Genomic DNA, 22,949 nt, shown 5'->3' on the forward strand with positions numbered 1-22,949 from the left:
GAATGAAGGGATTTATAAAATGAACAGATCGTATGAGAAAAAGTTAGCTCCGACTATTATAAGCTTATTACTCTTTTTAGGAATAACGTTTTTGGTTGTCACAAATTATAGTTGGTTTAATGCATTAGACAGCTCGATTTATCACGTCCACTGGGAACCAAACGAAACGCTGACAAATATCATTAATTTGTTTGCAAAAACTGCAACGATTGTCCCAATTTTTCTAGTAAGTTTAGTTGTATCATTTATTCTTTGGCGAAAAAATGATAAATTACTGGCTTTTTGGCTTAGTTCTAACGTATTGGCTGTTAGCTTTATCGGCTATGTGCTAAAACACATAGTAGCTAGAACCAGACCTGATGTGGGGCAATTGGCTGAAAGAACTTCGTATAGTTTTCCGAGCGGGCATTCACTTTTAGCGATGTGTTTGGTTTGTTCAATTTTTATTGCCTTACAAACTATCAATCCTAATAAGTTTAAAGGACTTAAAATTGCACTAATTGTTTATGTCATCTTGATTGGTGTCACACGAATTTTTCTAAGAGTTCATTATCCAAGTGATGTACTCGGCGGATTTTTATTAAGTTATACATGGGTAAATCTTTCATATATTTGCTTGCAAAAAATGTTTCTTAACAGAAAATTTTCAAGTCCGAGTTCAAAGAAAAAATTTATTCAAACCTTGATTCTAAGCGGTTTGTTTTTAGTACTGATGGTTGTAACGGCGGCATCTGTATATGGAGCTAGTGTTTATAAAAATGTCCAAAAAACGGCAGATAAAATGTACCAGCCATTAAATAGAGAGACTAAATCTGTAAAATTAGAAGAACATGAACCAGTTAGCTTCTTATTGTTGGGAATTGCTAATGACTCGAAACGACAAACAGATTATCGAGCGAATACGATTATGGTTGTAACAGTAAACGATCAACTAAAACAGACAACCTTAACCAGTATTCCGCGAGATGCTTATGTAGAAATTGTCGGAAAAGAAGGTTTGTACGATAAAATTAATCATGCTCATTCTTACGGCGGAGAAGAGATGATTATTGATACGGTTGAAAAATATTTGGATATCCCGATTAATCATTATTTTGTGATTAATATGGATGGATTATCTGCTTTAGGTGACGCTGTTGGAGGCGTGACTGTGAATAATGATTTTGCATTTGATGCAGAAGGAATACATTATCCTCAAGGTGAACAACATCTTAATGGTTGGGAAACGTTGCAGTATGCACGCATGCGCTACGAAGATCCAGACGGAGATTATGGTAGACAAAAAAGACAACGCGAAGTAACTGAGCAGCTGGTAAAAGAATTAATGTCAATTAAAAGTGTTTTCCGCTACCAAGAGTTGTTAAATGTTATTGGTGAAAATGGTCAAACTGACATGACCCTAGATCAAATGATCTTACTAATGACAAACTACCAAAAAGCTCTGGAAAATATTGAAAGTCGTCAAGTTCAAGGTGAAGATTTTACTGGAGACGGATATACTGGGGAAGAAGGAATTTCTTATCAAAGTATTCCCGAAGAAGAACGACTTAAAACTATCACTGAATTAAAAGAGCAACTAGATTTAAATAAGCAATAGCAAAAGAAAAACACTTGGAAGGCTTTTAAATTAGCGTTTCAAGTGTTTTTTTGGATAAAAACTTTCAATGAAATCATCAAAAGTTAACAGCGCCATAACCTTTTTTGTCTAACTGGTTACTTGATAAAATCTAGTATTAGGTTGTACTATTTTTTGTATTTCCATAATCTTCTTCAGTATAGTAAAAAGAAGCAAGCCCTATTAAACTTACAATTGTCAGATGACTTTGCCTTTTGGTATAATTTGACTCATAGAAGTGGAGGAATGTAAGTATGATAAAAGTAGCGATTATTGGGTACGGGAACCTAGGGCGCGGCGTTGAGCGTTCAATTAAACAAAATAAAGATATGGAATTAGTAGGGATTTTTACACGAAGATCACCTGAAACAGTTCAAACAGAGGGCGGAGCAGCCTTCACAATGGAAGAACTGTTACCTAAACAAAACGAGATTGATGTTGCCATTTTATGTGGCGGATCAGCAACAGATCTACCAACCCAAACACCTGAATGGACACGTTTATTTAATACGATTGATAGTTTTGATACACACGCGAAAATTCCGGAACATTTTGCTAAAGTCGATCAAGTTGCGAAAGAAAATCAAACCACATCGATTATCTCGACAGGTTGGGACCCAGGATTGTTTAGTTTGAATCGGTTATATGCACAGAGTATCTTGCCGGTAGGTGAAACAACAACATTTTGGGGTAAAGGTGTTAGCCAAGGACATTCTGATGCATTAAGAAGAATTGCTGGTGTAGTCGATGCTGTTCAATATACAATTCCGAATAGTGATATTATAGAAAAATTAAAAGCCGGCGAGAAATTAACATTAACAACGCGGGATAAACATTTTAGACAGTGTTTTGTTGTATTGGATGAGACGGCAGATGCTGAAAAAATTCGTGCAGAAATTGTATCAATGCCGAACTACTTTGCTGATTATGATACAGAAGTGCATTTCATTACGCAGGATGAATTAAACGACAACCACAAAGCAATGCCACATGGTGGAACCGTATTGCATACAGGAACAACTCACGAAAATACGCAACAAGTGATTGAATATAATTTACAATTAGAAAGTAATCCAGAATTTACTGCTAGTGTATTAGTCGCTTATGCTAGAGCATGCGTTCGTTTAGCTAAAGAAAAACAATTTGGTGCCTATACAGTCTTGGATATTGCCCCTAAATATCTATCAGATCGTTCCGATGAAGAATTAAGAAAAGAATTGTTGTAAAAAATTTATCATTAAATAAGCATTCCAGATAAAAATTTTGACTTTTAAACTAAAATCACTCAAAATGAAGTTAATGGAAGATTACCATGAGTGGGGATGAGTCAAATGAATGAGCCGCTTATTTCACGCTGGCTGGATGTTACAAAAAAACAAGCAATGCTTGAAAAAGCGTTGGAAGATATGCTAAAGAAAAAAAGTCAGCTTTCAGCTAGTGAATATTATGCATTATACTATCTTAGTCAAAATGGTCAAAGCATGCGGCTAAATGATTTAGGCAATTGTTTAAGCTTAAGTCAAAGTGCTTTGTCTAGATTAAGTAAGCGATTAGAAGAAAAAGAACCACCGTTAATCGGAAGAAAAACTTGTTCGGATGATAAGCGGGGAATTTATGTAGGTTTGACAGAGGCAGGAAAAAAAGAACTGCGCTCTGTTCAGCAAGATGTAGCAGCTATTTTGGAAGAATATTTTAAATCTGAAGACTAATTAATTGTTTTTTAGTCTTCTTTTTTGTATGATATAATAAATGCATGTGCATGCATTTAAAATGTGAGGAGGTTTTTATCAATGGTTAAACCAGAGTCAACTTTTACATTCAAACGAGGATTAGAATTAAAAAATAGAATCGTTATAGCACCAATGACAACAAAAATGTCATTTTATGATGGTGTGGTAACAACGGATGAGCTTGAGTATTATGCGTTGCGTTCAGGAGAAGTTGGGGCTTTTATCACAGCTGCTGCCAATGTTCATGAAGGTGGAAAAGGCTGGGATGGAGAACTAGGTGTTTATGATGATCGTTTTATTCCTGGATTAGCAAAATTAGCTGCAACAATCAAAAAAAATCATACGAAAGCGATTCTGCAAATTTTTCATGGCGGACGGATGACTGATTCCAAAGTTCTGCAAGGTCTTCAACCAGTTGCACCGAGTGCCGTTGCAGCGGAAAGACCAGATGCACAAGTACCACGAGAATTAACTGAGGCTGAAATTTATGAGATTTTAGATGGTTTTAACCAAGCAACAAAACGAGCTATTCAAGCAGGTTTTGATGGTGTGGAAATTCACGGAGCAAATACATATTTGATCCAACAATTTTTCTCACCTCATTCAAATCGTCGAACAGACGCTTGGGGTGGTACTTTGGAAAAACGCTACAAATTTATTAATGAATTAGTTGATGGTGTGACTAAGGTAGTTGATGAATCTGGCGTAAAAGATTTTATTGTGGGCTATCGTTTTTCGCCAGAAGAATATGAAAATCCTGGAATACGTTTAGAAGATACTCTTTATTTAGTCAATCAGCTAGCTGAAAAACCATTGGACTACCTTCACTTATCGTTGAACGATTATACTAGAGTTTCAGTTAGTGAAAATTATCAAGAACAACCGATTATCAATTATGTTAAGGATACAATCAATGAACGGTTGCCTTTAATTGGGGTTGGCAATGTGAGAAGTAAAAAGGATGTTGATACTGTTTTAGAGACAGCCGATCTTGTTGCAGTGGGACGTTCGGTTTTAATTGATCCTCAATGGACACAAAAAATTCTAGACGGTCAAGAAGATTTGATTCGTACAAATCTTTCGCATTATGATCGCGAAGAATTGAAAATTAGTAATGGGGTTTGGGGCTTTTTACAAGGGATGATGCCGGAACGTCTTAAATAATAGTAGTAGAGATAAAAGAACTTCTGAATGAATCGTTTTGCGGTTTATTATTCAGAAGTTTTTTATGGTAGTCTCTTATATTTGTCATTCCTCTAGCATGTTCATATAATAGCTTTATAAACAAAAGAAAAGAGGAGTCAAAATGGCTTATAAAGTGGATTTTAAAAATGTTTCAACTATCGGTTTTGAAAGTTCACCAGTTGCTGAGGCGATGGCTGGTTTACGTGCGAATGAAGCTCGATACTACTGGAATAAATACAAGCACGAATTTATCACTGTACCAGTAAGTGAAGACCCTAAAACACTAGCATGGATTGAAAAAATTTTAGCAGAACGAGATATGGTATTTCCATACAAACCTCTTGAAGTTTCAAGTTTTGAAGTTGATGGTATTAAGATGGCCTATGTTTTTTACGAAAATGGTTTATCAGTCAATGTGATGTATACCATTGAAGACGGTGGTAAGCGTGCAGTTGGTTTTAAACTTTCTGACGGGATGGAAGTCCCGGCTGAATTTGAAGGGAAATTCAAATTCGCTCGCCAAAAATCCAAACTGGCAGGGACTATTCGCGGCTCCTTCTTTGTTATTAAGGGGACGTATTAACTGTAGGCTTATTGAACAATTTTAGAGTATGACAATAATTGTTTTACTGATTCATATAAGGGAATTTATCCAACAAATAAATCAGTAATCTTGAAAAAACTGTTTGGAAAACAGACTTGAGTTAACAACGAGACAAAAATATTTAGATTCGAGAAATAAATGCAGTATGTTTTTTTCTCGTTGTTTATTCAGATTTAGTGAGTGGTGCAAAACTTATTTTTAGTTTTGTCCACTCATTTTTTTTAGAAGAGAAGATATATGATTGGACAAAGATCAATTTTTAGCTCTCAAAAGACATTTGGTTTTATTTCGTATCACACGACAAGATGTTGAAAAAAAGTCGTTCAATTTTTTTATATACTATTACTATAGTTCAATATATCAGCTGAAATAAATCTAAAAAGATCGGAGGGGCTCGAGTATGGACGAAAGTAAGTATCTTAAAATAGGCTCATTCATACTTGGACTTCTTTTTATTAGACTATCATTTATTGTTATTCTACATCCGATAACAGATTTAATATTTCTTGCAGGTTCATTTTCGCTTATTTTGATTATTAAAGGAATTATGGGGCTATATTCAGGGAAATTCTTGAAAGATTGGGTAGGTTTAGAGTCGAATTTAATCGTTTTTGTGGGCCTTGTAGATATATTGCTTGGATGTTTTTGTCTTTTTCATATAAAACTAGTCATAAGTGTTATTCCATATATTTTTGCAAGTTGGCTAAGTTGTTACTCCATGTATCGCTTATTTAAACTTAAGGAAGCGAGTAAAAAGAATCTATTGATTTTATTTATTAACAGTATTGGTGTGATCGTAGGATTATTTTTGTTTGTTAATCCTGAAATCGCTATGCTCACTGTTGTTTTTAGTTTAAGTCTCTTATTGTTGATCTTGAGTATGCTAACGGTAGTAATGATGTATAAAAAGATCTGAAAAATATAAACAAAAGCCTTCAACTAAACCTCTACTTATTGCGTAGAAGTTAGTTGAAGGCTTTAAAAGTTATGCTAGGAAACTGTTTCATTTTTTAACTGTGCCACTAATTTCAGCTTCCGCTCAATTTCAATAAAATCTCTTAATTTAATTGGAAAATCAAATAAGTGAACTTTGTAAGTAAAGCGTTGTTCTTCTTCAATAATATTTGGAATATTCGTCAAAACAATATCTGAGTTTTGAAGAGACTGATCGGGTAAGAAAGTAATATTAAAATCATGTTTAAATCGATCACTAATTTTTGTCATAATATTTTGCTTAACAAAAAATGGTAAATCGCTATCTAAGAAAATGCGAATCGGTGGTTCATAATAGTTTAGTGGAGAAATAGAAGAGAAGAGTAAAATATATTTTTGAGTAAGAAACTCTTCCTCTAAGAATAAATCAAGACCACTATCTTCATGCAATTCTTGAATAAAAGTAGCTATATTTTCTTTTAGTGTTGGGTAATCATACTCAGATTCATCTAAAATTTGATGGCCATCAATATCTACATGTAGCTGTTTAAACACTTTACAAAATAGATGAGCACAGAAACTTGTTAAAAAGAAACGATCTTTTAATTCTTCCGGAATGGGAATGATTTTTTCACTAAACTGTGTGATAAATAATTCGGTTGCTTGATAGACATCAGAATTACATTTTTTATGATAATTGAATACCCGCTGTTTGAGATCTTCAGATTCAAAAACTTTAATCTTCATTTGCAGCAGTAAAACATAAAAACAAATTTCAGATTCCACATGAATATGATAATCATCTGCAAACTCTGATAGTAAGGGTAAAGACTGAGATAAACCTTGGAGATTGACATAATTTTTCCAGTCAGATTCTAATTCAATAACGTGATTTTTTCTAAAGCGGATCAGGTTGATTGCTAACATATAAGCCATTTGTTTTCGCTGGATATTAGAGAACTTTATATCAAATGTTTCTGAAAAATGATCGACAGTTTGATAAGCTTTTAGCTGGTCAACAGAATCGAATGGCCAAGAAACACCTTTAAAAGTTACCCATCCGATAATATAAGCGATGACTCTGATATTTTTTTCCTCGCCAACAATTTGAAAAGTACTGCGAGATAGTGATAAGTGATACAGGTTAAGAAAATGAGTGATTTTTTTCAAACTTTTTCTGACTGAATTTTCACTTGTAAAATAAGTCATGGCATATTTTTTTACTGAATAAAATTCTTCAAACATAATTTTTTTAAACGCTTGCATCGTTTCATCATTTTCCATAATAAATGTTTTAAATTCTATAAAATTGCTGCCAGATTCTGATATTAATTGAACACCGTTGTATTTTTCGTAATTTAGTTGAATATAATTTTCTTTAACATCATTATAAGCCTCAACAGCATCTTCTAGTTGATGAATGTAACGTTGAATTGTGCGCTCAACTACATTAAGGCGCAAGCCAAGTTCGTTAACTGAGTACCAGCGATGACTTTCAGAAATAATCTCTACGAGTCTGAGCATTGTTTTATTTTGATCTTCTAATAAATTATAAATATCTTGTTCCATAACTACTGACCTCCCGAATCGACATATGCGATAAACCTTATTATCCCTACTATAAATGTACTATTTTTTCTCAAAAAAAGGTACTTGAACGCATTGAAATGGCAAATAATTATAGAAAATAGAAGAATTGCTAGTTTCTTTACTTTTTTCGACGAACATGATACTCTTTTACTGTTGTCTGATAAATGCAGATAACACTCAAAAATTAAATAGAACCCATCACAAAGGGGAGCCTTGGCTGAGATTGAGTAATAACTCTAAACCCTTAGAACCTGTTCGTTAGTACGAGCGTAGGAATTGTGATGGAGTAAATATATGCTTTTACTCCTCCTTTGTGACTTGGTCGTTCTACAGGGAGGATTTTTTTATGCAAAGAAAAGCAGAGTTACATGTATGGATTGAAGGGACGATTGTTGCAGCAATTGCTATGGTTTTATCATTGATTCCAACATCGATTGGCAGTAGTTTCTCCATTTCGTTGGGGATGATTCCAATTACCTTATACTCATTGAGAAGAGGGGCAAAAGCAGGATTCTTTTCAGCTTTTATCTGGGGATTACTGCATTTTCCGCTAGGACAAGTATATTTTCTAACACCGGTTCAAGTGTTGATTGAGTATATTTTGGCTTTTGGTTTTGCTGGTTTCGCTGGATTCTTCAGTAATCAATTGCAGCAATCAATTAGAAATAATGAATTTGTCAAAGCAAGTCGTATTATTTTCTCAGCAGCATTTTTAGGAGCAGTTGCTCGTTATTTTTGGCATTTTATTGCCGGCGTTATTTTCTGGGGTAGTTTTGCTTTATGGGGGATGAATCCATGGTTATTTTCACTGGTTATGAATGGTTTGAGTGGTATGGCGACAGCTTTGGTAACGTCAATTGTATTGGTATTATTACTCAAAATTAATCCACAATTATTTTTACCTGCTAATCAAGCATTTTTGAAACAGCCGAAAGATAAAATAGAATAACGAATGAGACTGAGTTGAAATGAAACTATTTTGACTCAGTTTTTTTTTGCGTACTAAAAAGGAGTTATTAAGTGCAGGAAAAATACGGGTAAGGTAAAATCAAAGGAAAGAGAGTTTTGGAACAAGAGTTGAAAATTTTAATAATGAAAAAGATTAGGAGTGGTTTGGATGGTAGAAGAATCAACTGTTTTTGACTTTACTCACTGGAGAAAAAACTTTTATTTGTTTTTAACAGGTCAATTCTTATCAGGGATCACTAGTATTGTTGTCCAATATTCGATTATTTGGTATTTAACTAAAACCACAGGCTCAGCGACTGTTTTGAGTTTTGCCATGTTATTGGGGATGTTGCCAATGGTTTTACTCAGTCCTTTTGTAGGCCCGCTAATTGATCGCTGGAATAAAAAAGTTTTATTAATTGTGACAGATATCATTGTCGCGGTCTTTGCGCTAGCTTTATCGATTGCCGGCACGCTTTCTGCTGATTTTCCAATGTGGCTGGTTTTTGTGTCGTTATTAACACGAGCGATTGCTCAAACATTCCAAATGCCGACGATTCAATCAATTTTACCAACAATGGTTCCAGAAGAGGAACTAACAAAAGTTAATGGACAACTTGGTATGGTTCAATCAGCGAACTTTATCATTGCGCCAGCTTTAGGTGCTTTTCTCTTTGCTATTGTGCCGATTAATATTTTGATTTTGTTAGATGTGCTTGGGGCTTTTTTCGGTGTTGGTTTGCTGATTTTTGTTACAATTCCTAGAATTAGTTCTGAAGGAGAAAAAATTCACTTATTAGCAGACACTAAATTTGGTTTTCAAAAACTAATTGAGAATAAAGGGCTTTGGTATATTACTTTGGTAGGCGCAGTGTTTATGCTGCTCTTCATGCCTGCAGCAAGTTTGTATCCGTTGATGACTATGAATTATTTTAATGGAACAGTAGGTCAAGCCGGATTGATTGAGGTTGTTTATTCGGTTGGTATGCTGGTTGGTGGTGCTGTGATCGGTGTCTTTGGTAAATGGAAAAATCGAATGACACTAATTTTTATGGCATATGCTGTAATTGGCGTGATGACCACATTAAGCGGACTTTTACCTCCTACGAGTAAAGGATTTATCTATTTTGTACTGTTAAATATCGTTGCGGGTTTTGCTACACCTTATTTTAATACTATGTTAATGGCGATGATTCAGCAAAGTTATGAGCCGAATGTGCTTGGTCGCGTGCTGGGTGTTTTAAATTCATTGATGAGTATTACAGGACCAGTAGGATTGATTTTTGCTGGACCGTTAGCCGATAAAATTGGTGTCGAGAAAATGTTTATTATCGCTGGTGTTGGTGCGTTGATTTGCGGGGTGATTAACTTTTTGATCCCATCTGCGAGAAATTACGATAAAGAATTGCAGAAACGATTGTTGGAGGAAAAAGAGTTGGTGGATGAAGTTGAACTTGAGAAGTGAGTCTGTTGCATAGATGAGAAATTATAAAAATGAAGTATTCAACCCCTTCGGAAACAAACCGAAGGGGTTACGTTGTTGTTACTATCTAGTTAGACAGCAAGAATACGGATATTTAATTTTGTCACATTTAAATTGATCTGATTTACATATTCATCCAAGTTGGTTCTAAAGAATTGCCATCTGGATCTAGCACTTCAAGTCCAAACATTTGGTCTTCTGGAATCCCCATATCCACTTTATAAAAATCTCCGCCGTTAGCTTTAGCAGTTTCGCCGAATTTTTTCACTGCATCGGCACTTTCCATACTAAAAGAAACCAAAACTCCGCTGACTTTTTTCGTATCTGCAATTGTTTTGTCTTTAATAAATTTGCTGTAAAACTCATGATTTAATAGCATAATCCAAAAATGATCATCCCAAACCATTGAACTAGCTTCAGCTGTAGAAAATTCTTCATTCTTGGTAAAACCTAATTTTTCATAGAATTCTGTCGAACGTTGTACATCAGTTACTGGAAAATTTACAAAAACCATTGCTGTCATTTAAAATCCGACCTTTCTTTTTTTAGTTATTACGGTTAGAGCATCTCATGTGAGTTATATTTTGTCAAAAATTTGAGATTAATCATTTAAAAAATAGTTGACTTTTTGTCTATAAAATAGAATGATAGTAAGGGGATAAAAAAATGTTAAACAAATAGGAGAGAACGATGAAAAAATGTCAGTCATGTCAACATGAAAATCAAGATGATGCATTATTTTGTGAAAACTGTGGTGAAGAATTTACGCAAACAGAAAAGCCGCGCGAAGAATCCAGTCAAAAACATATTTGTACATGTGGTCAAACGCTAGAAGCACAGGATAAATTTTGTCCTGCTTGTGGTAAAACAACAGCAACAGAAGCAACAATGCAACCACAGAAAATAACTAATCTGCAAGTAACACCAGCCAAACAACCTATGAGTAAGAAGCGAAAAATTGTGCTAGGAATAGTAATCGCATTATTCTGTATAATTGTTGGTGGTTACTTAACTGCAAAAAATTATTATAGTTTTGAAAACCAGCAAAAACGCTTAGTTGAAATTGTAAAAAATAAAGACGTGAACCAAATGAAAAAAAATACAATTTCTGCTGATCCAAATTATACAATTACTAAAGAAGAACTAAAAAAATATTTTGATTACTATAACCAAACCGAACATAAAGAAGCCTTTTCGCTTTTACTTGGAGAACTAGGGAGTGGCAATGGCAATTCAGGTGATCTAGTTTTAGTCAAAAATGGCAAGAAGTTGCTCTTATTCGACGAGTATCAGTGGGAGCTTAAACCAGGGTATATCACTGTTAGCACGAATCAAAAGGACATGAAGCTCTTTTTAAATAATCAAGAAAAAGAAATCACAAGTGATAAACAAGAACAAATCGTGTGGGGTCCATTAACACCAATGGACTATAAAGTAAAAGGTGAACTAGCAGGCGAAACAACCGAAACGACTGTGGATCTAGTTCGATTCCAACATCCGGAATTAGAACAAATTGGACAGGTAACCTTGAATTTTAGAAAAATTTCCTTCAAACTAATGTCAAACATTCCAGATGCGGATATTTATATTGATAATGAAACATTCGGTCAACTAGTAGCTGGGGAGTTTGAAGTAAAAAATCTTGTTTGGCATCAAGGTATGACAGTTCAATTGAAAAAAACGGTAGAAGATAAAAGTGTTTTGGAAACCAAAAAAGAAATTCTTGATGAAGACTCGTATGAAGTTGATGACTATGATCCAGATAGCTACTCATCAACCATTGAGTTACATTTTTCAGGAATACAAGACAAATCAGATGTGGAATTATTTTTAAGTCGCGTTTATTCCGAAGTGACTAGTGATACAAGTTCTTACTCAAAATTTGATGAAGAAGCCAAACAAAAATTAGCAACATACTTTACTGACGGTAAAGCAAACGTAGAATATCAGGATTTTGAAACATTTATTCAATCTATTCGTGATAGTAAAGCCAAAAGCTCTGTTTCGGGCACTCCAACTGTAGAATCAATTCAAATGACTGGAAAAAATACGTATAATGTACAATACTTAATAAAGTACAAAACCAACTACACTGACTACAAACAGGACAGTGTTACCCAAATTTTCCGCTACAAAAAAGCAACGATGGTCTATGATGAAGAGAAAGAAACATTTTATATTCAAAGTCTAGGCGGTAAAGAAAACTTTGAAGTAGTGGATAATGGCGGAATTGAGTAAGGAGGAAAGATCATCAATAATAGAAAAACGCTATTAAGCGCATTAGCTATTTTACTACTTATTTTAGCAATCAGTTCAGGAGTCGTATTATTTGTGAATTCAAAGGGAAATAAAGCTACGAAAATGGAGCAAAGCTCAACATCTTACTCTGAAACAACAAGCACAAGTAAAACAACAGAGAGCAGTGAACAAGCTGTGACGAAAAATCAAGAACAGGCAATCAATGATTTAATGGCTTCGATGAGTGTAGAAGAAAAAGTCGGACAGTTATTCCTTGCTAGAGTACCAGAGGCGGAACAACTTGAAATGATCCAAAGCTATCATTTAGGCGGTTATCTTTTATTTGGACGTGATGTGGAAAACGAGACACCAGAATCGTTGAAGGCGAAAATTGCCAGTTATCAGTCAGCAAGCGAATTACCATTATTTATTGCATCAGATGAAGAAGGCGGCACAGTTTCACGTTTGAGCCGTGGTACAAATCTGGTCGATAAAGCTTTTAAATCACCGCAAGAAATTTATCAAGAATCTGGCTGGGGTGGGATCAAAGCTGAAGTTAAACAAAAAGCCGAAGTTTTACGCAGTTATGGTATCCAAGGTGGACTGTTTCCAGATGCAGACGTTGCGACAGACCCAGAAGCCTTTATTTATGATCGAACTTTAGGAATGGATGCAGAGCAAACGAGTCGTTATGTAAAAGAAGCTGTAGAAGAATTAAAAGAACAAAAAATTGTTTCAACCTTAAAACATTTTCCTGGCTACGGCAATAATCGTGATTCTCATGTGGAAATTGTTTATGATGATCGCGGTCTGGATGAGCTGAGAGCAAATGATTTCTTACCGTTTCAAGCGGGAATTAAAGCGGGAGCAGACAGTGTGCTGGTTTCCCATAATATTGTGACGAGTATTGACAGCGAAATGCCAGCCTCCATTTCCCGCCCTGTTCATGATATATTGCGAAATGAATTAGGGTTTGATGGTGTAATAATGACCGATGATATGGATATGGCTGGTTTGGCTGAGTTCATTTCACAGGAAGAAGCGGGTATTGCAGCACTAAAAGCTGGGAATGATCTGATTTTGTCTTCATCATTTCAAACGCAAATTCCGTATGTTTTACAAAGTATTAATGATGGAACATATACAGAAGAACAACTGAATCAGTCTGTTTATCGAGTGTTAAAAATGAAAATGGATGTAGGGTTAATAAATTGGTAGAGGAGTCTAAAAAATGAAAAATTGTGTAAAATGCGGTGCAGAAATTAGTGAAGGAGCTAAATTCTGCAATGTTTGCGGTAGAAATCAAGAAGCTGAAAAGGTGAATGCAACTCAAAGTGAACCTGTTGTTGAAAAAAATGTACCGATTCAAGAGAAATTAAGTGAGCAATTAAAAGATAATCAAACTGTTCAGCAATTGACCAATGAAAGTAAAAATTATTTTCGTTGGTTAAATCAACAAATAAAAATAAGTGATAAAAGAGCGGAATCACATGTACCATTATTTGGTTTTATTAATTTTATTTTGTTGATAGTGCTTAATAGTATTGCGTTGAGTGTGAGTATTGGGAGGTTTAGTTTTTTTGTAGCAAAAGCTCCATTAGCTTCTTTTTTTGAAAGTGTTACAGTCGTTGGTGTTTATTTTAGTTTACTCTTTTTCGGGTTTTATTTTATCGTGAATAGAAGACGGATTCAAAAGCTGCAATTTACAGAAGTGTTTGATGCACTACTTAGTCCAGCAAGCGTTGTGGTTTATATTAGTTTAGGTTCAGTATTGCTTTCTCTGATTATGATTGAGTCAATCTCATTTACGGTAGCGTTGCTTTTATTATCAGCATTAATTGTAAGTTTATCTTTCGTAGATCAAATATTTAAAATAAGCGGTGCATTTGGACGTTTTTTCCTAACTCTTTTTACAATGGCAGTACCACTAACGATCCTTTTCTTTATTCTGAAATTCATCGTTGAAACAAGAATGGTTTAGGCGATAATTAAGCGTGTAGGATAAAACTAAAAATCAGTTTTGGTCCATACTTCAAGCTCGAATAAACAGCGAAAAAAAGCAACTACTTCGCTTCGTTCCGACCACAACAATTTCTAAGAGCCGAAGCTATAAGAATTGATTGCTTCGGAAATAAGCTGAAATTGCTGTGAAACACAGTGAAGTACGAACTGTGTTTCATAGTATCTACTCATTTCTCGGAGCTAACGCTTTTATCTCAGATTCTTGTTTTTAGATTAAATCAGGATTCATTTTTTGATAATTTTCCAGTTTGTAAGCCAGATTTTTTTCATAATCTTGATTAAAATAACTTAAATACAAACTATCAAAAATATACATCAATGAGGATCGGGTAGAAAATGAAGAAATTTTATTGTAATGATTTTCTAAAGAAGGAAAAAGTAAAATACCTGAGACATTTTCCTTTAATAACGGACTATTCTTGGATGTAATTAATAAAATTTTACTACCATTTTTCTGTAAAATCTCAATTATCTTTTTAACACTAGTCCCGCGGCCTTCGTAAGAAACCACAATAGCTAAGTGCTCTGGTGTGCTATTGCAAGCAGAGAGATTTTGCATGTAATCATCGATAGGAACAGCGATTCGTTTACCGATTTCCTGCATTTGAAATTGAAAATTTTGTGCAAAATAAACATTTGCAGAAGACGCATAGATGTCAATAAAATCAGCATTCTTTAACAACTCACTATTGGCAGCCATGGTTTCAATCGGATTAATTTCAATCGTCGATTGAACGGTTTGTTCGTAGACTGTTTTTAGTTTTTGCGTCATAGCATATTGATTGTCTTCAGCTGAAATCGGATAATCCATGTTGATAATTGGTTCGTTGGTTTGTTCATTCAGATCGTTTACTAATGCTAGTTTTAAATCATTTAGACCATCTAAATTCAGTTTATTTATTAAGCGGTAAATAGTAGAAATAGAAACATACGAATGTTCTGCTAATTCTTTTGGAGAAAAATGGATGACTTTTCGCGGAAATTCAAGAATATATTGAACGAGCACCTCCTCACTTGTGGTTAGTTTATCTAAATTTTTTAGTTTAATCAGCAAACTCATAACGGCTAACACCTTTCAGTTTTATTCATATAATTGAATTATAACTGATTATCATAAAATAGGTGAAAAAAATAAAACTAGAATCGGAAGTTATAATTCCCATTCTAGTTTTTGATTTAAAGTAGTTCAGCTAAAGCGGCAGCTATACCATCTTCATTATTGGATAAAGTAATTTTATTGGCAACTTGTTTTAATTCATCTACGGCATTGCCCATCGCAACACCTGTTCCAGCGTAATTTATCAGAGATAAATCATTTTGCCCATCGCCAAATGAAATAATATGTTCTTCATGAATTCCTAAAGGTTTTAATGCTTGCTCAAGTGCATTAGCCTTATCGATTCCTTGGTCCGTAAATTCGAAATACATCGGAGCAGAAAACATGCCACTAACACTGCCTTTAAAAGGTGCTAAGATCTGTTCCCAGTTTGCTTCCAAATATTCAGGTTGACCGGCAACTAAAATTTTATGCAAAGGAAAATCAACAAAAGCGGCTAAATCTTGTTTTTCACACAATTGGAAGTTACCACCACGTGATTCATACTCGATAATATTGAAGTTACCATGAGGTTCAGCTAGTTCTAACATACAATTATATACATTATTGACATACATATATTCATCTTTAGCAATCATTGGAATTACATCGAATTGTTTTAAATGTTCTAAAATCTGTTGTGTCGTTTCAATAGAGAGCGGTTGGCTGAATAATTCTTCTTGTGTAGTGATATCTAAAACGTGTGCGCCATTATAAGAAACAATTAAACCATTATAACGATCCATTTGCAGCTCGCCCACGTATTTTAGCATGCCCGGCGTGGGTCTGCCCGAAGCTAAAATAACTTTAACACCATTCTTTTGCGCATCGATTAACGCTTTTTTTGTTTTTGAGGTAATTTGTTTTTCGTCATTTAAAAGGGTTCCATCAATATCTAAAACAATTGCTTTTGTCGTCATATCTATTCCTCCAAGTTTTTCACATTAAGTATTTTAAACTGTCAGTTCTAAGCGATTTCCTTCAGGATCTGCAACTACAGATTCATAATAGCCGTCGCCAGTTGTACGGGTAGGGCTTAATAATTCATAACCTTCATCGACTAAAAGGTAAGTTAACGTATCGACTCTTGATTTTGAGCCTAATGAAATAGCTAAATGAGCGAAACCAAGAACTTCACCGCCTGATAAGTGATGGCGAACATCCTCACGCTGCATAATTTCTAAGCGGGCACCATCTGAAAAAGTTAAAAAGTAAGAATGAAAGCCTGTTTTAGTGTTGTGATATATTTCAGAAGCCTTTGCGTTAAAATATGTTTCGTAAAATTTACGCATGTTTTCTAAATCGTTTACCCATAGACCGATATGTTCAATTTTCATCTTTAAATCTCCTTTACGAAAGTTTTTACAACACTAGTATAGAACAGAATTGAATGAAAGTAAGGAAATTCAAGGTTTTTGGCAGAATCTTTTCAAAATTAACTTGGAGTCGAAGATTACCTGAAAAATTATTCTCAAAATTTGGGGAAAAATCAAATTAAGTGTGTTTGACAATAAGTAAATAATCATGCTATAGTGAAACCAATAAAAAACGAAGTGAGGGATCCGTGCGTTGAAAAATTGAGTCCATTTGTTGAAGCTGCATTCAGACTGTGCCTTGATAGAATCAAGGGAGCAGTGTGCAGATTTTCAAAATTGGCATTAATTTTTCAGTGTTCGGGTCTTTTTGTGTACCCCAACGCGAACGGCCAGTTTTGAAAATAGCATTTTAAGAAGCTAGGAAGGAATATTCCTACTTTTTGTTTTTTCTTAACGAGGTGAGTATATGTCTAAAATAGAAATTAAAAATCTAACATTTGGGTACGATGTCCAAGGAACACTTTTATTCGATCAAGCAAATTTGAATTTTGACACTCAATGGAAATTAGGTTTGATAGGTCGTAATGGCCGTGGGAAAACCACACTGCTAAAAATTTTACAGAATCAACTAGCTTATACTGGTCAAATTCTACATCAATTAGATTTTCTCTATTTCCCCCAACCAATTAAAGATAAAAAGCAATTGACATTTTATGTGTTGCAGGAAATTAGCGATTTTGAACAATGGGAAATTGAACGGGAATTAAATCTTCTTCATGTTGATCCGTCAATTTTATGGCGGGAGTTTGAGACGCTTTCGGGAGGCGAGCAAACGAAAGTCTTATTAGCACTGTTGTTTATTGACGATCATTATTTTCCGTTAATTGATGAGCCGACCAATCATTTAGATATTGTTGGTCGACAGCAAGTTGCTGATTATTTGAAGAAAAAACGGCAAGGCTTTATCGTTGTTAGCCATGATCGTAGTTTTGTTGATGAAGTAGTGGACCATGTTTTATCAATTGAAAAAAGTCAGCTCGAACTGTATCAAGGAAATTTCACTGTCTACGAAGAGCAAAAGAAAATGCGGGACGAATTTGAATTAGCTCAAAATGAAAAACTAAAAAAAGAAGTTGGACGTTTAAAGAAAACAGCTGCAGAAAAAGCTGAATGGTCGCGTTCAAGAGAACAAGATAAGTATGGTAAACCCTCAGAAAAAGGTAGTGGCGCAATTTATGATACTGGCTTTATTGGAGCCAAGGCAGCAAAAACTATGAAACGTTCGAAATCAATTGTGAATCGTATGGAAACGCAGTTAGCGGAAAAAGAAAGTCTGTTAAAAGATATTGAATATATTGATCCACTTACGATGAATTATCAGCCAGGTCATCAAAAACGTTTATTAATAGTTGAGAATCTTAGTTTAAGCTATCAAGATCAAGAATTATTTCAACCATTTTCTTTTGAGTTAAACCAAGGACAACGAATTGCGTTAGCTGGTCCTAATGGCTCTGGGAAATCGTCAATTATTCGTTATATTTTGGGTCAATTTGATGGTGAGAGTCAAGGTAAACTGATTTATCCAAATAACTTAAAAATTAGTTATGTACGCCAAAATTATGAAGATAATCATGGGACTTTATTGGAGTTTTCGGAAAAAAAAGGCTTAAATCATCAAGAATTTCTTAACAATCTGCATAAGTTAGGTATGGAGCGGGAAGTTTTTCAGAATAGAATTGAGCACATGAGTATGGGACAGCGTAAAAAAGTTGAGTTGGCAAAATCACTTGCCGAACCTGCGGAATTGTACATTTGGGATGAACCGTTAAATTACTTGGATGTGTTTAATCAAGACCAGTTAGAACAATTGATTTTATCCGTAAAACCAGCAATGCTTTTAGTCGAACATGACCAAGTATTTTTAGAAAAAATAGCAACACAGGTTATCCATTTAACAAAAGAATAAAAGTTAAGAGAACTTATCGTTTCAAAAGCGATAAGTTCTTTTAGATTTATTGTCTCTTAAAATGAATTAATTAAGAGTAATCTATGCAGCATATTGTTATTTTTCCTTTATTTTGTCAAAATGCTTAATAGGATGTTTTATTCAAATAAGGAAAGAGCGTTTGAGAGAGAAGCAACTTTTAATAAAGAAAAATGAGCTAATTAATCAAATAAGCCAATGTTTAAACAAAAACCAGTGAATGTTTAATTTTTTAGCTAGAATTAAAGAGCTAATTTATTGATAATGATTCTCATTATCATTTTGTTATGATATACTAACCGAATAAGGAAAGGAGTGATTGTGTGCCGCAGTTAGATTTTGAAAATAGTACAATTACTTTTGCAAAAGAGCAAACAGAAAAATATTCGGTAAAACTTGATGATCAGACATATATAGAAAATATCGAGTTTCCTTGTTATTTTATTGGAGTAACTACATTATCTTTTTTTGAATTTTACCAAGCTGATTCTCCTCATTTAGCTGAGAATGACTATGTTTTAACTGAAACATTTCAGCAAATTATCACAAGATTCCCTCATACTAATGCGGAGCAAATCAGATTCGTTGGAGAGACATATGTTATCAATCAAGTCCCAGTGTATATAGAAACAAAGGACTATTTATTAGCAAAAATTTATCCCGAAAAGTATTCGAAGTTTCTTCAGAAAGTTTCAGATATAGAAGATTTACAAGCTGTGTCTAAAGAAGAACTAGTTGCTCTAAAAAGTTATAAGAGAAAACGACTTCTGCTTGAGGGAACATTCGGTTCTCGCGAATTACTAATAAAAGCTAACGAAAAAAATGGACAATTGGTCCAAGATAAATTAGAGTATGTAAATGAGCTATATTCATTTGCTCATTATAGTTACGCAGCTATGGTTCAATTTTTACCAGAGTATGGAATTACAAATTACGACCAGTTTCATGAAGCTTATGGGAAATACATATACAGCTTTACCATCACTAAAAACGGGCAAACAATTCCGCTCTTATGGCCGGATTATCTATATCACAAGCCAGAAAATCATTTAGAATTTGGACTTTTGGCAAATACAGATCAAAAACGTTATCAGTCGTTCAATTCTTGGGTAGCGGATGAGGAAGTAATCATTGAAATTTTAGCAACAGGTTTTGAAGATGTTTATTTTAAAGCAAAACTAAAACAGCCAATGACGGTGAAGCCGCAGTTATCTCAGTCTGAGTATTTACCGGAGGAAACCATTTGTTTAGCCATTGATTCAGAAATAATTGAAGAGTTAAAGCAAAGAGAAGCTCATTTTGAAGTCGTTACAGCAAATCGAACAACAGTCCAAGCTGAGCAACTGAATTATGAACTATCTGGAAATCAATTATTACTGCCAAGCAGACAACTAGGAAAGCAAGGTCGGTATCAGTTAAAGGTTTTTAGTAAGAAATTTGGGCAATTATTAGTATTATTTACAATAAAACGAGAAGGGTTAGTTAAAGAATGAAAAAGTTAAAAATTCAAGATTTTATTTCTATTGGTATTTATACCGCTATTTATTTTTTAGTTGTTACTATTGCAATGCTTATTTTACGTTTTACAGTTCCAGCATTTAATTCAGTTTTAATTCCTAGTGCTACGGCACTTTTTGCAGGTATTGTATACTTATTAGTGATTCATCGAATTCCTCGTTTTGGGGCAATTACAATTATGGGTAGTGTCATGGGTTTATTTTTCTTAGTATCCGGGCATTTTCCATTATCATTTTTACCGAATATTATTTGTGCCGTAGCAGCGGACTTAATTCAGTACCGTACAAAATTAAACGACAAAGTCCGTACGATGATAAGTTATACTGTGTTTAGCTTTGGCTTGATGGGTCCGGTTTTACCGTTATGGTTTATGAAAAATGCGTATGTTGATTCACTTGTTGCTAGAGGAAAAGATGCCGTTTATATTGATAAAGTTTTTGCACCAATCACGACAGGAACATTTTATTTCTGTACAGCAGCAGTCATTATTTGTAGTATTTTAGGGCTAATGATCGGGCAAAAGCTTTACGAAAAACATTTTGATAAAGCTAAAGGAAAAAATTATGGAAAAAAGATACGTAACGTTTGATCCTCGAAGTAAATTATGTACGATTTTATTTGCTAGTTTTATGTTGATGTTTCCGTTAAGTTTTCAAGCGGAAATCATCTTTGTAACAATGCTATTTGGCTTGTTTATTTTAAATGATGGCTTTAAAAAAGGGGTCATTTTTTATTGCATTTTTTGGTTATTAGTATTAGGGGATTATTTGTTGTTTCCTTATATAGATAATGGTTTTGTGGCGTTTGTTGATTTTCTATTTGTGGGAAACCGGCGGATGTTGCCTACCATTATGGCAGCAACTTTTGCCTTAAATCGTACAAAAATTAGTGAATGGATTGCGGCATTAAAAAAGTGTCACTTGCCATTTAGTGTGATTATCCCATTAACTGTTTTGTTTCGTTTTTTCCCCACACTTTTTCAGGATTTTGGAAGTATACGTAATGCCATGAAATACCGAGGAATTGCGGTTTCAACGGTTGATTTATTCTTACATCCATTGCAAACCATGGAGTTTATAATTGTTCCTATTCTGATGTCGGCTGAAAATACATCACTTGATTTATCCTCAGCAGCGTTGGTTCGAGGACTTGCAAATCCAACAAAACATACAAGTGTGTATGAAATCCGCTTGAAAATCCAAGATTATTTACTGATTACTGTCTTAATTTTAGGCGCAATTGGTGGGAGGTTATTGGGATGATTGATTTAAAAGAAGTAAGTTTCGCTTACGAAGATCATGAAAAAATTATTGATACCGTTAATCTTGATGTTAAAGCGGGAGAGTTTATCGTTTTATGTGGTAAAAGCGGTTGTGGGAAATCTACGTTATTACGTATTTTAAATGGTCTAATTCCCGAATTGTATCCTGGCGATTTATTAGGTGAGGGAACTGTGTTAGGACATGATTTTAGCACTAAAGAATTTAATGAGTATGTCCGCGGAATTGGTGTGGTTTTTCAAAATCCTAAAACGCAGTTTTTTACGAGTGATGTGTACTCTGAACTGGCATTTGCAATGGAAAATTACGGTGTACCAAGAAAAGACATGCTTGAGCGAATTGAGAAAATTACCAGTTTATTCTCGTTAGAAGAATTTTTAGAGCGTAGTATGTTTCATTTATCGGGAGGGCAAAAGCAATTGATTGCCTTTGCGTCTGCCAGTATGTTGGATCATCAGTTATTTCTATTGGATGAGCCTTCAAGTAATTTAGATGAAGCGACAATTGAACAGCTTAAAGGCTATCTAGAAGTTTTAAAAAAACAAGGAATGACGATTATTGTTTCGGAGCATCGATTACACTATCTAACGGAGCTGGCAGATCGATATCTAGTAATGGAACAGGGAAAAATCATTCAAAGTTACACCAAATCTGAAATGTTGGCGAAATCTGCAGCATCACTCAAAAAAATGGGGTTAAGGTCACTTAAATCAACAGAGTTAGAAGTAGTGGATATACAATCCGATGAATTCAGTGAATTAACGGTAGCTTTTGAAAATGTTGATTTCCATTATCGTAAGCAGCCTTCTGTTCTGAATGTTCCTGCATTAACAGTGAATAGTAATTATATTACAGGTATTATTGGGCATAATGGAGCTGGAAAATCGACATTTTCAAAATTATTTTCGGGCTTACTGAAACCAACAACAGGAACAATCACACTCAATCAAAAACAAATGACAGCCAAAGAATTGATAAAAGAAAGCTTTGTTGTTATGCAAGATGTTAACTTGCAGTTATTTTTTGAAACGGTAGAAAAGGAAATAACCTTAAATGCTAAAAATACAAAAGCATTCAATCATATTGTACGAATGCTAAATTTAGAGCCCTTGTTGGATCGTCATCCCCAAACATTATCGGGTGGTGAAAAGCAGCGAGTAGCAATTGCAAGCGCGCTTTTATCAGGTAAAAAACTAATTATTTTTGATGAACCTACTAGCGGATTGGATTTAGTGCATATGGAAGAGGTCAGCAAGACGATCCGATGGCTTCAGCAGGAAAATGTTTTAGTTTTAGTCATTACTCATGATAAAGAATTTCTTAGTCAAACGTGCCAACGTGTTTTGCATTTTGATTGCGGTCAAATTATTGAAGATTACTTTATCGCACCAACTATTAAGGAATAAT

Annotated in this window: 21 protein-coding genes and 1 riboswitch; of the genes, 16 read left to right on the top strand and 5 right to left on the bottom strand. The window is 34.4% G+C overall.

The features are described 5' to 3' along the window. The first annotated feature begins 19 nt into the window (after nucleotides 1-19). The 6 genes from C240_RS05450 to C240_RS05475 all read left to right on the top strand — a co-directional run bounded on the left by C240_RS05450 (nucleotide 20) and on the right by C240_RS05475 (nucleotide 6,050). Nucleotides 20-1,597 carry a phosphatase PAP2/LCP family protein gene (locus C240_RS05450; RefSeq protein ID WP_271491979.1) on the top strand — a complete coding sequence of 526 codons (1,578 nt, stop codon included), beginning with the start codon at nucleotides 20-22 and terminating at the stop codon, nucleotides 1,595-1,597. 272 nt (nucleotides 1,598-1,869) lie between these two features. Beyond that, nucleotides 1,870-2,841, top strand: a complete 972-nt coding sequence (locus C240_RS05455) for a diaminopimelate dehydrogenase (RefSeq protein WP_271491980.1) — start codon at nucleotides 1,870-1,872, stop codon at nucleotides 2,839-2,841. 96 nt (nucleotides 2,842-2,937) lie between these two features. Then, complete coding sequence (locus C240_RS05460) at nucleotides 2,938-3,324, top strand: MarR family winged helix-turn-helix transcriptional regulator (RefSeq protein ID WP_271492326.1); 387 nt, start codon at nucleotides 2,938-2,940, stop codon at nucleotides 3,322-3,324. An 81-nt stretch (nucleotides 3,325-3,405) separates the two neighbouring features. Beyond that, nucleotides 3,406-4,509 carry an NADH-dependent flavin oxidoreductase gene (locus C240_RS05465; RefSeq protein WP_271491981.1) on the top strand — a complete coding sequence of 368 codons (1,104 nt, stop codon included), beginning with the start codon at nucleotides 3,406-3,408 and terminating at the stop codon, nucleotides 4,507-4,509. Between the two features lie 142 nt (nucleotides 4,510-4,651). Further along, a complete protein-coding gene (locus tag C240_RS05470) occupies nucleotides 4,652-5,113 on the top strand; it encodes a phage tail protein (protein ID WP_271491983.1) in 462 nt (153 codons plus the stop codon). A 421-nt stretch (nucleotides 5,114-5,534) separates the two neighbouring features. Beyond that, nucleotides 5,535-6,050, top strand: a complete 516-nt coding sequence (locus tag C240_RS05475; RefSeq protein WP_271491984.1) for a DUF308 domain-containing protein — start codon at nucleotides 5,535-5,537, stop codon at nucleotides 6,048-6,050. A 74-nt stretch (nucleotides 6,051-6,124) separates the two neighbouring features. Here C240_RS05475 and C240_RS05480 read toward each other — a convergent pair whose 3' ends face one another. Further along, complete coding sequence (locus C240_RS05480; protein WP_271491985.1) at nucleotides 6,125-7,636, bottom strand: helix-turn-helix domain-containing protein; 1,512 nt, start codon at nucleotides 7,634-7,636, stop codon at nucleotides 6,125-6,127. A gap of 215 nt (nucleotides 7,637-7,851) precedes the next feature. Then, nucleotides 7,852-7,950: riboswitch (TPP riboswitch) on the top strand. A gap of 53 nt (nucleotides 7,951-8,003) precedes the next feature. Here C240_RS05480 and thiT point away from each other — a divergent pair. Next, on the top strand, nucleotides 8,004-8,606 hold the full coding sequence (gene thiT, locus C240_RS05485; RefSeq protein ID WP_271491986.1) for an energy-coupled thiamine transporter ThiT: 603 nt from the start codon (nucleotides 8,004-8,006) through the stop codon (nucleotides 8,604-8,606). A 168-nt stretch (nucleotides 8,607-8,774) separates the two neighbouring features. Continuing rightward, nucleotides 8,775-10,070, top strand: coding sequence for an MFS transporter (locus tag C240_RS05490; protein WP_271491987.1), 1,296 nt, complete (start codon nucleotides 8,775-8,777; stop codon nucleotides 10,068-10,070). A 142-nt stretch (nucleotides 10,071-10,212) separates the two neighbouring features. Here C240_RS05490 and C240_RS05495 read toward each other — a convergent pair whose 3' ends face one another. Further along, nucleotides 10,213-10,611 carry a VOC family protein gene (locus C240_RS05495; RefSeq protein ID WP_271491988.1) on the bottom strand — a complete coding sequence of 133 codons (399 nt, stop codon included), beginning with the start codon at nucleotides 10,609-10,611 and terminating at the stop codon, nucleotides 10,213-10,215. Nucleotides 10,612-10,778: 167 nt separating this feature from the next. Here C240_RS05495 and C240_RS05500 point away from each other — a divergent pair, with 167 nt between their 5' ends. The 3 genes from C240_RS05500 (at nucleotide 10,779) to C240_RS05510 (ending at nucleotide 14,307) form a co-directional block, all read left to right on the top strand. Next, nucleotides 10,779-12,326: a zinc ribbon domain-containing protein gene (locus C240_RS05500; protein ID WP_271491989.1), complete on the top strand. Its 1,548-nt coding sequence runs from the start codon at nucleotides 10,779-10,781 to the stop codon at nucleotides 12,324-12,326. 93 nt (nucleotides 12,327-12,419) lie between these two features. Next, nucleotides 12,420-13,544: a glycoside hydrolase family 3 protein gene (locus C240_RS05505; protein ID WP_271491990.1), complete on the top strand. Its 1,125-nt coding sequence runs from the start codon at nucleotides 12,420-12,422 to the stop codon at nucleotides 13,542-13,544. 13 nt (nucleotides 13,545-13,557) lie between these two features. Next, nucleotides 13,558-14,307, top strand: coding sequence for a zinc ribbon domain-containing protein (locus C240_RS05510; RefSeq protein ID WP_271491991.1), 750 nt, complete (start codon nucleotides 13,558-13,560; stop codon nucleotides 14,305-14,307). A 249-nt stretch (nucleotides 14,308-14,556) separates the two neighbouring features. Here C240_RS05510 and C240_RS05515 read toward each other — a convergent pair whose 3' ends face one another. The 3 genes from C240_RS05515 to C240_RS05525 all read right to left on the bottom strand — a co-directional run bounded on the left by C240_RS05515 (nucleotide 14,557) and on the right by C240_RS05525 (nucleotide 16,781). Next, a complete protein-coding gene (locus tag C240_RS05515; RefSeq protein WP_271491992.1) occupies nucleotides 14,557-15,408 on the bottom strand; it encodes a MurR/RpiR family transcriptional regulator in 852 nt (283 codons plus the stop codon). 116 nt (nucleotides 15,409-15,524) lie between these two features. Further along, the gene (locus tag C240_RS05520) at nucleotides 15,525-16,364 is read right to left on the bottom strand and encodes a Cof-type HAD-IIB family hydrolase (protein ID WP_271491994.1); all 840 of its coding nucleotides are present in this window, start codon (nucleotides 16,362-16,364) and stop codon (nucleotides 15,525-15,527) included. A gap of 33 nt (nucleotides 16,365-16,397) precedes the next feature. After that, nucleotides 16,398-16,781, bottom strand: a complete 384-nt coding sequence (locus C240_RS05525) for a VOC family protein (RefSeq protein ID WP_271491996.1) — start codon at nucleotides 16,779-16,781, stop codon at nucleotides 16,398-16,400. 445 nt (nucleotides 16,782-17,226) lie between these two features. On the opposite strand from C240_RS05525, the gene C240_RS05530 reads away from it, so the two are divergent. From C240_RS05530 to C240_RS05550, 5 genes are all read left to right on the top strand, one after another. Then, nucleotides 17,227-18,726, top strand: a complete 1,500-nt coding sequence (locus C240_RS05530; RefSeq protein WP_271491998.1) for an Lsa family ABC-F type ribosomal protection protein — start codon at nucleotides 17,227-17,229, stop codon at nucleotides 18,724-18,726. Between the two features lie 341 nt (nucleotides 18,727-19,067). After that, the gene (locus C240_RS05535; protein WP_271492000.1) at nucleotides 19,068-20,237 is read left to right on the top strand and encodes a hypothetical protein; all 1,170 of its coding nucleotides are present in this window, start codon (nucleotides 19,068-19,070) and stop codon (nucleotides 20,235-20,237) included. Then, nucleotides 20,234-20,851 carry an MptD family putative ECF transporter S component gene (locus tag C240_RS05540; protein WP_271492002.1) on the top strand — a complete coding sequence of 206 codons (618 nt, stop codon included), beginning with the start codon at nucleotides 20,234-20,236 and terminating at the stop codon, nucleotides 20,849-20,851. Before C240_RS05535 ends, C240_RS05540 begins: the two co-directional genes overlap by 4 nt. Beyond that, nucleotides 20,826-21,524 carry an energy-coupling factor transporter transmembrane component T gene (locus tag C240_RS05545; RefSeq protein ID WP_271492004.1) on the top strand — a complete coding sequence of 233 codons (699 nt, stop codon included), beginning with the start codon at nucleotides 20,826-20,828 and terminating at the stop codon, nucleotides 21,522-21,524. The genes C240_RS05540 and C240_RS05545 overlap by 26 nt, the downstream gene beginning before the upstream one ends. Beyond that, on the top strand, nucleotides 21,521-22,948 hold the full coding sequence (locus C240_RS05550; protein ID WP_271492007.1) for an ABC transporter ATP-binding protein: 1,428 nt from the start codon (nucleotides 21,521-21,523) through the stop codon (nucleotides 22,946-22,948). The genes C240_RS05545 and C240_RS05550 overlap by 4 nt, the downstream gene beginning before the upstream one ends. The last annotated feature ends 1 nt before the right edge of the window (nucleotide 22,949 follow it).

The sequence above is a fragment of the Enterococcus sp. 5H genome (assembly GCF_028128615.1).
Taxonomy (GTDB): Bacteria; Bacillota; Bacilli; order Lactobacillales; family Enterococcaceae; genus Enterococcus_L.

Coding starts and splice junctions, on each gene's coding strand:
- C240_RS05450 (WP_271491979.1), top strand. CDS start 20: ATGAACAGATCGTATGAGAAAAAGTTAGCTCCGACTATTATAAGCTTA.
- C240_RS05455 (WP_271491980.1), top strand. CDS start 1,870: ATGATAAAAGTAGCGATTATTGGGTACGGGAACCTAGGGCGCGGCGTT.
- C240_RS05460 (WP_271492326.1), top strand. CDS start 2,938: ATGAGTCAAATGAATGAGCCGCTTATTTCACGCTGGCTGGATGTTACA.
- C240_RS05465 (WP_271491981.1), top strand. CDS start 3,406: ATGGTTAAACCAGAGTCAACTTTTACATTCAAACGAGGATTAGAATTA.
- C240_RS05470 (WP_271491983.1), top strand. CDS start 4,652: ATGGCTTATAAAGTGGATTTTAAAAATGTTTCAACTATCGGTTTTGAA.
- C240_RS05475 (WP_271491984.1), top strand. CDS start 5,535: ATGGACGAAAGTAAGTATCTTAAAATAGGCTCATTCATACTTGGACTT.
- C240_RS05480 (WP_271491985.1), bottom strand. CDS start 7,636: ATGGAACAAGATATTTATAATTTATTAGAAGATCAAAATAAAACAATG.
- thiT (WP_271491986.1), top strand. CDS start 8,004: ATGCAAAGAAAAGCAGAGTTACATGTATGGATTGAAGGGACGATTGTT.
- C240_RS05490 (WP_271491987.1), top strand. CDS start 8,775: ATGGTAGAAGAATCAACTGTTTTTGACTTTACTCACTGGAGAAAAAAC.
- C240_RS05495 (WP_271491988.1), bottom strand. CDS start 10,611: ATGACAGCAATGGTTTTTGTAAATTTTCCAGTAACTGATGTACAACGT.
- C240_RS05500 (WP_271491989.1), top strand. CDS start 10,779: ATGAAAAAATGTCAGTCATGTCAACATGAAAATCAAGATGATGCATTA.
- C240_RS05510 (WP_271491991.1), top strand. CDS start 13,558: ATGAAAAATTGTGTAAAATGCGGTGCAGAAATTAGTGAAGGAGCTAAA.
- C240_RS05515 (WP_271491992.1), bottom strand. CDS start 15,408: ATGAGTTTGCTGATTAAACTAAAAAATTTAGATAAACTAACCACAAGT.
- C240_RS05520 (WP_271491994.1), bottom strand. CDS start 16,364: ATGACGACAAAAGCAATTGTTTTAGATATTGATGGAACCCTTTTAAAT.
- C240_RS05525 (WP_271491996.1), bottom strand. CDS start 16,781: ATGAAAATTGAACATATCGGTCTATGGGTAAACGATTTAGAAAACATG.
- C240_RS05530 (WP_271491998.1), top strand. CDS start 17,227: ATGTCTAAAATAGAAATTAAAAATCTAACATTTGGGTACGATGTCCAA.
- C240_RS05540 (WP_271492002.1), top strand. CDS start 20,234: ATGAAAAAGTTAAAAATTCAAGATTTTATTTCTATTGGTATTTATACC.
- C240_RS05545 (WP_271492004.1), top strand. CDS start 20,826: ATGGAAAAAAGATACGTAACGTTTGATCCTCGAAGTAAATTATGTACG.
- C240_RS05550 (WP_271492007.1), top strand. CDS start 21,521: ATGATTGATTTAAAAGAAGTAAGTTTCGCTTACGAAGATCATGAAAAA.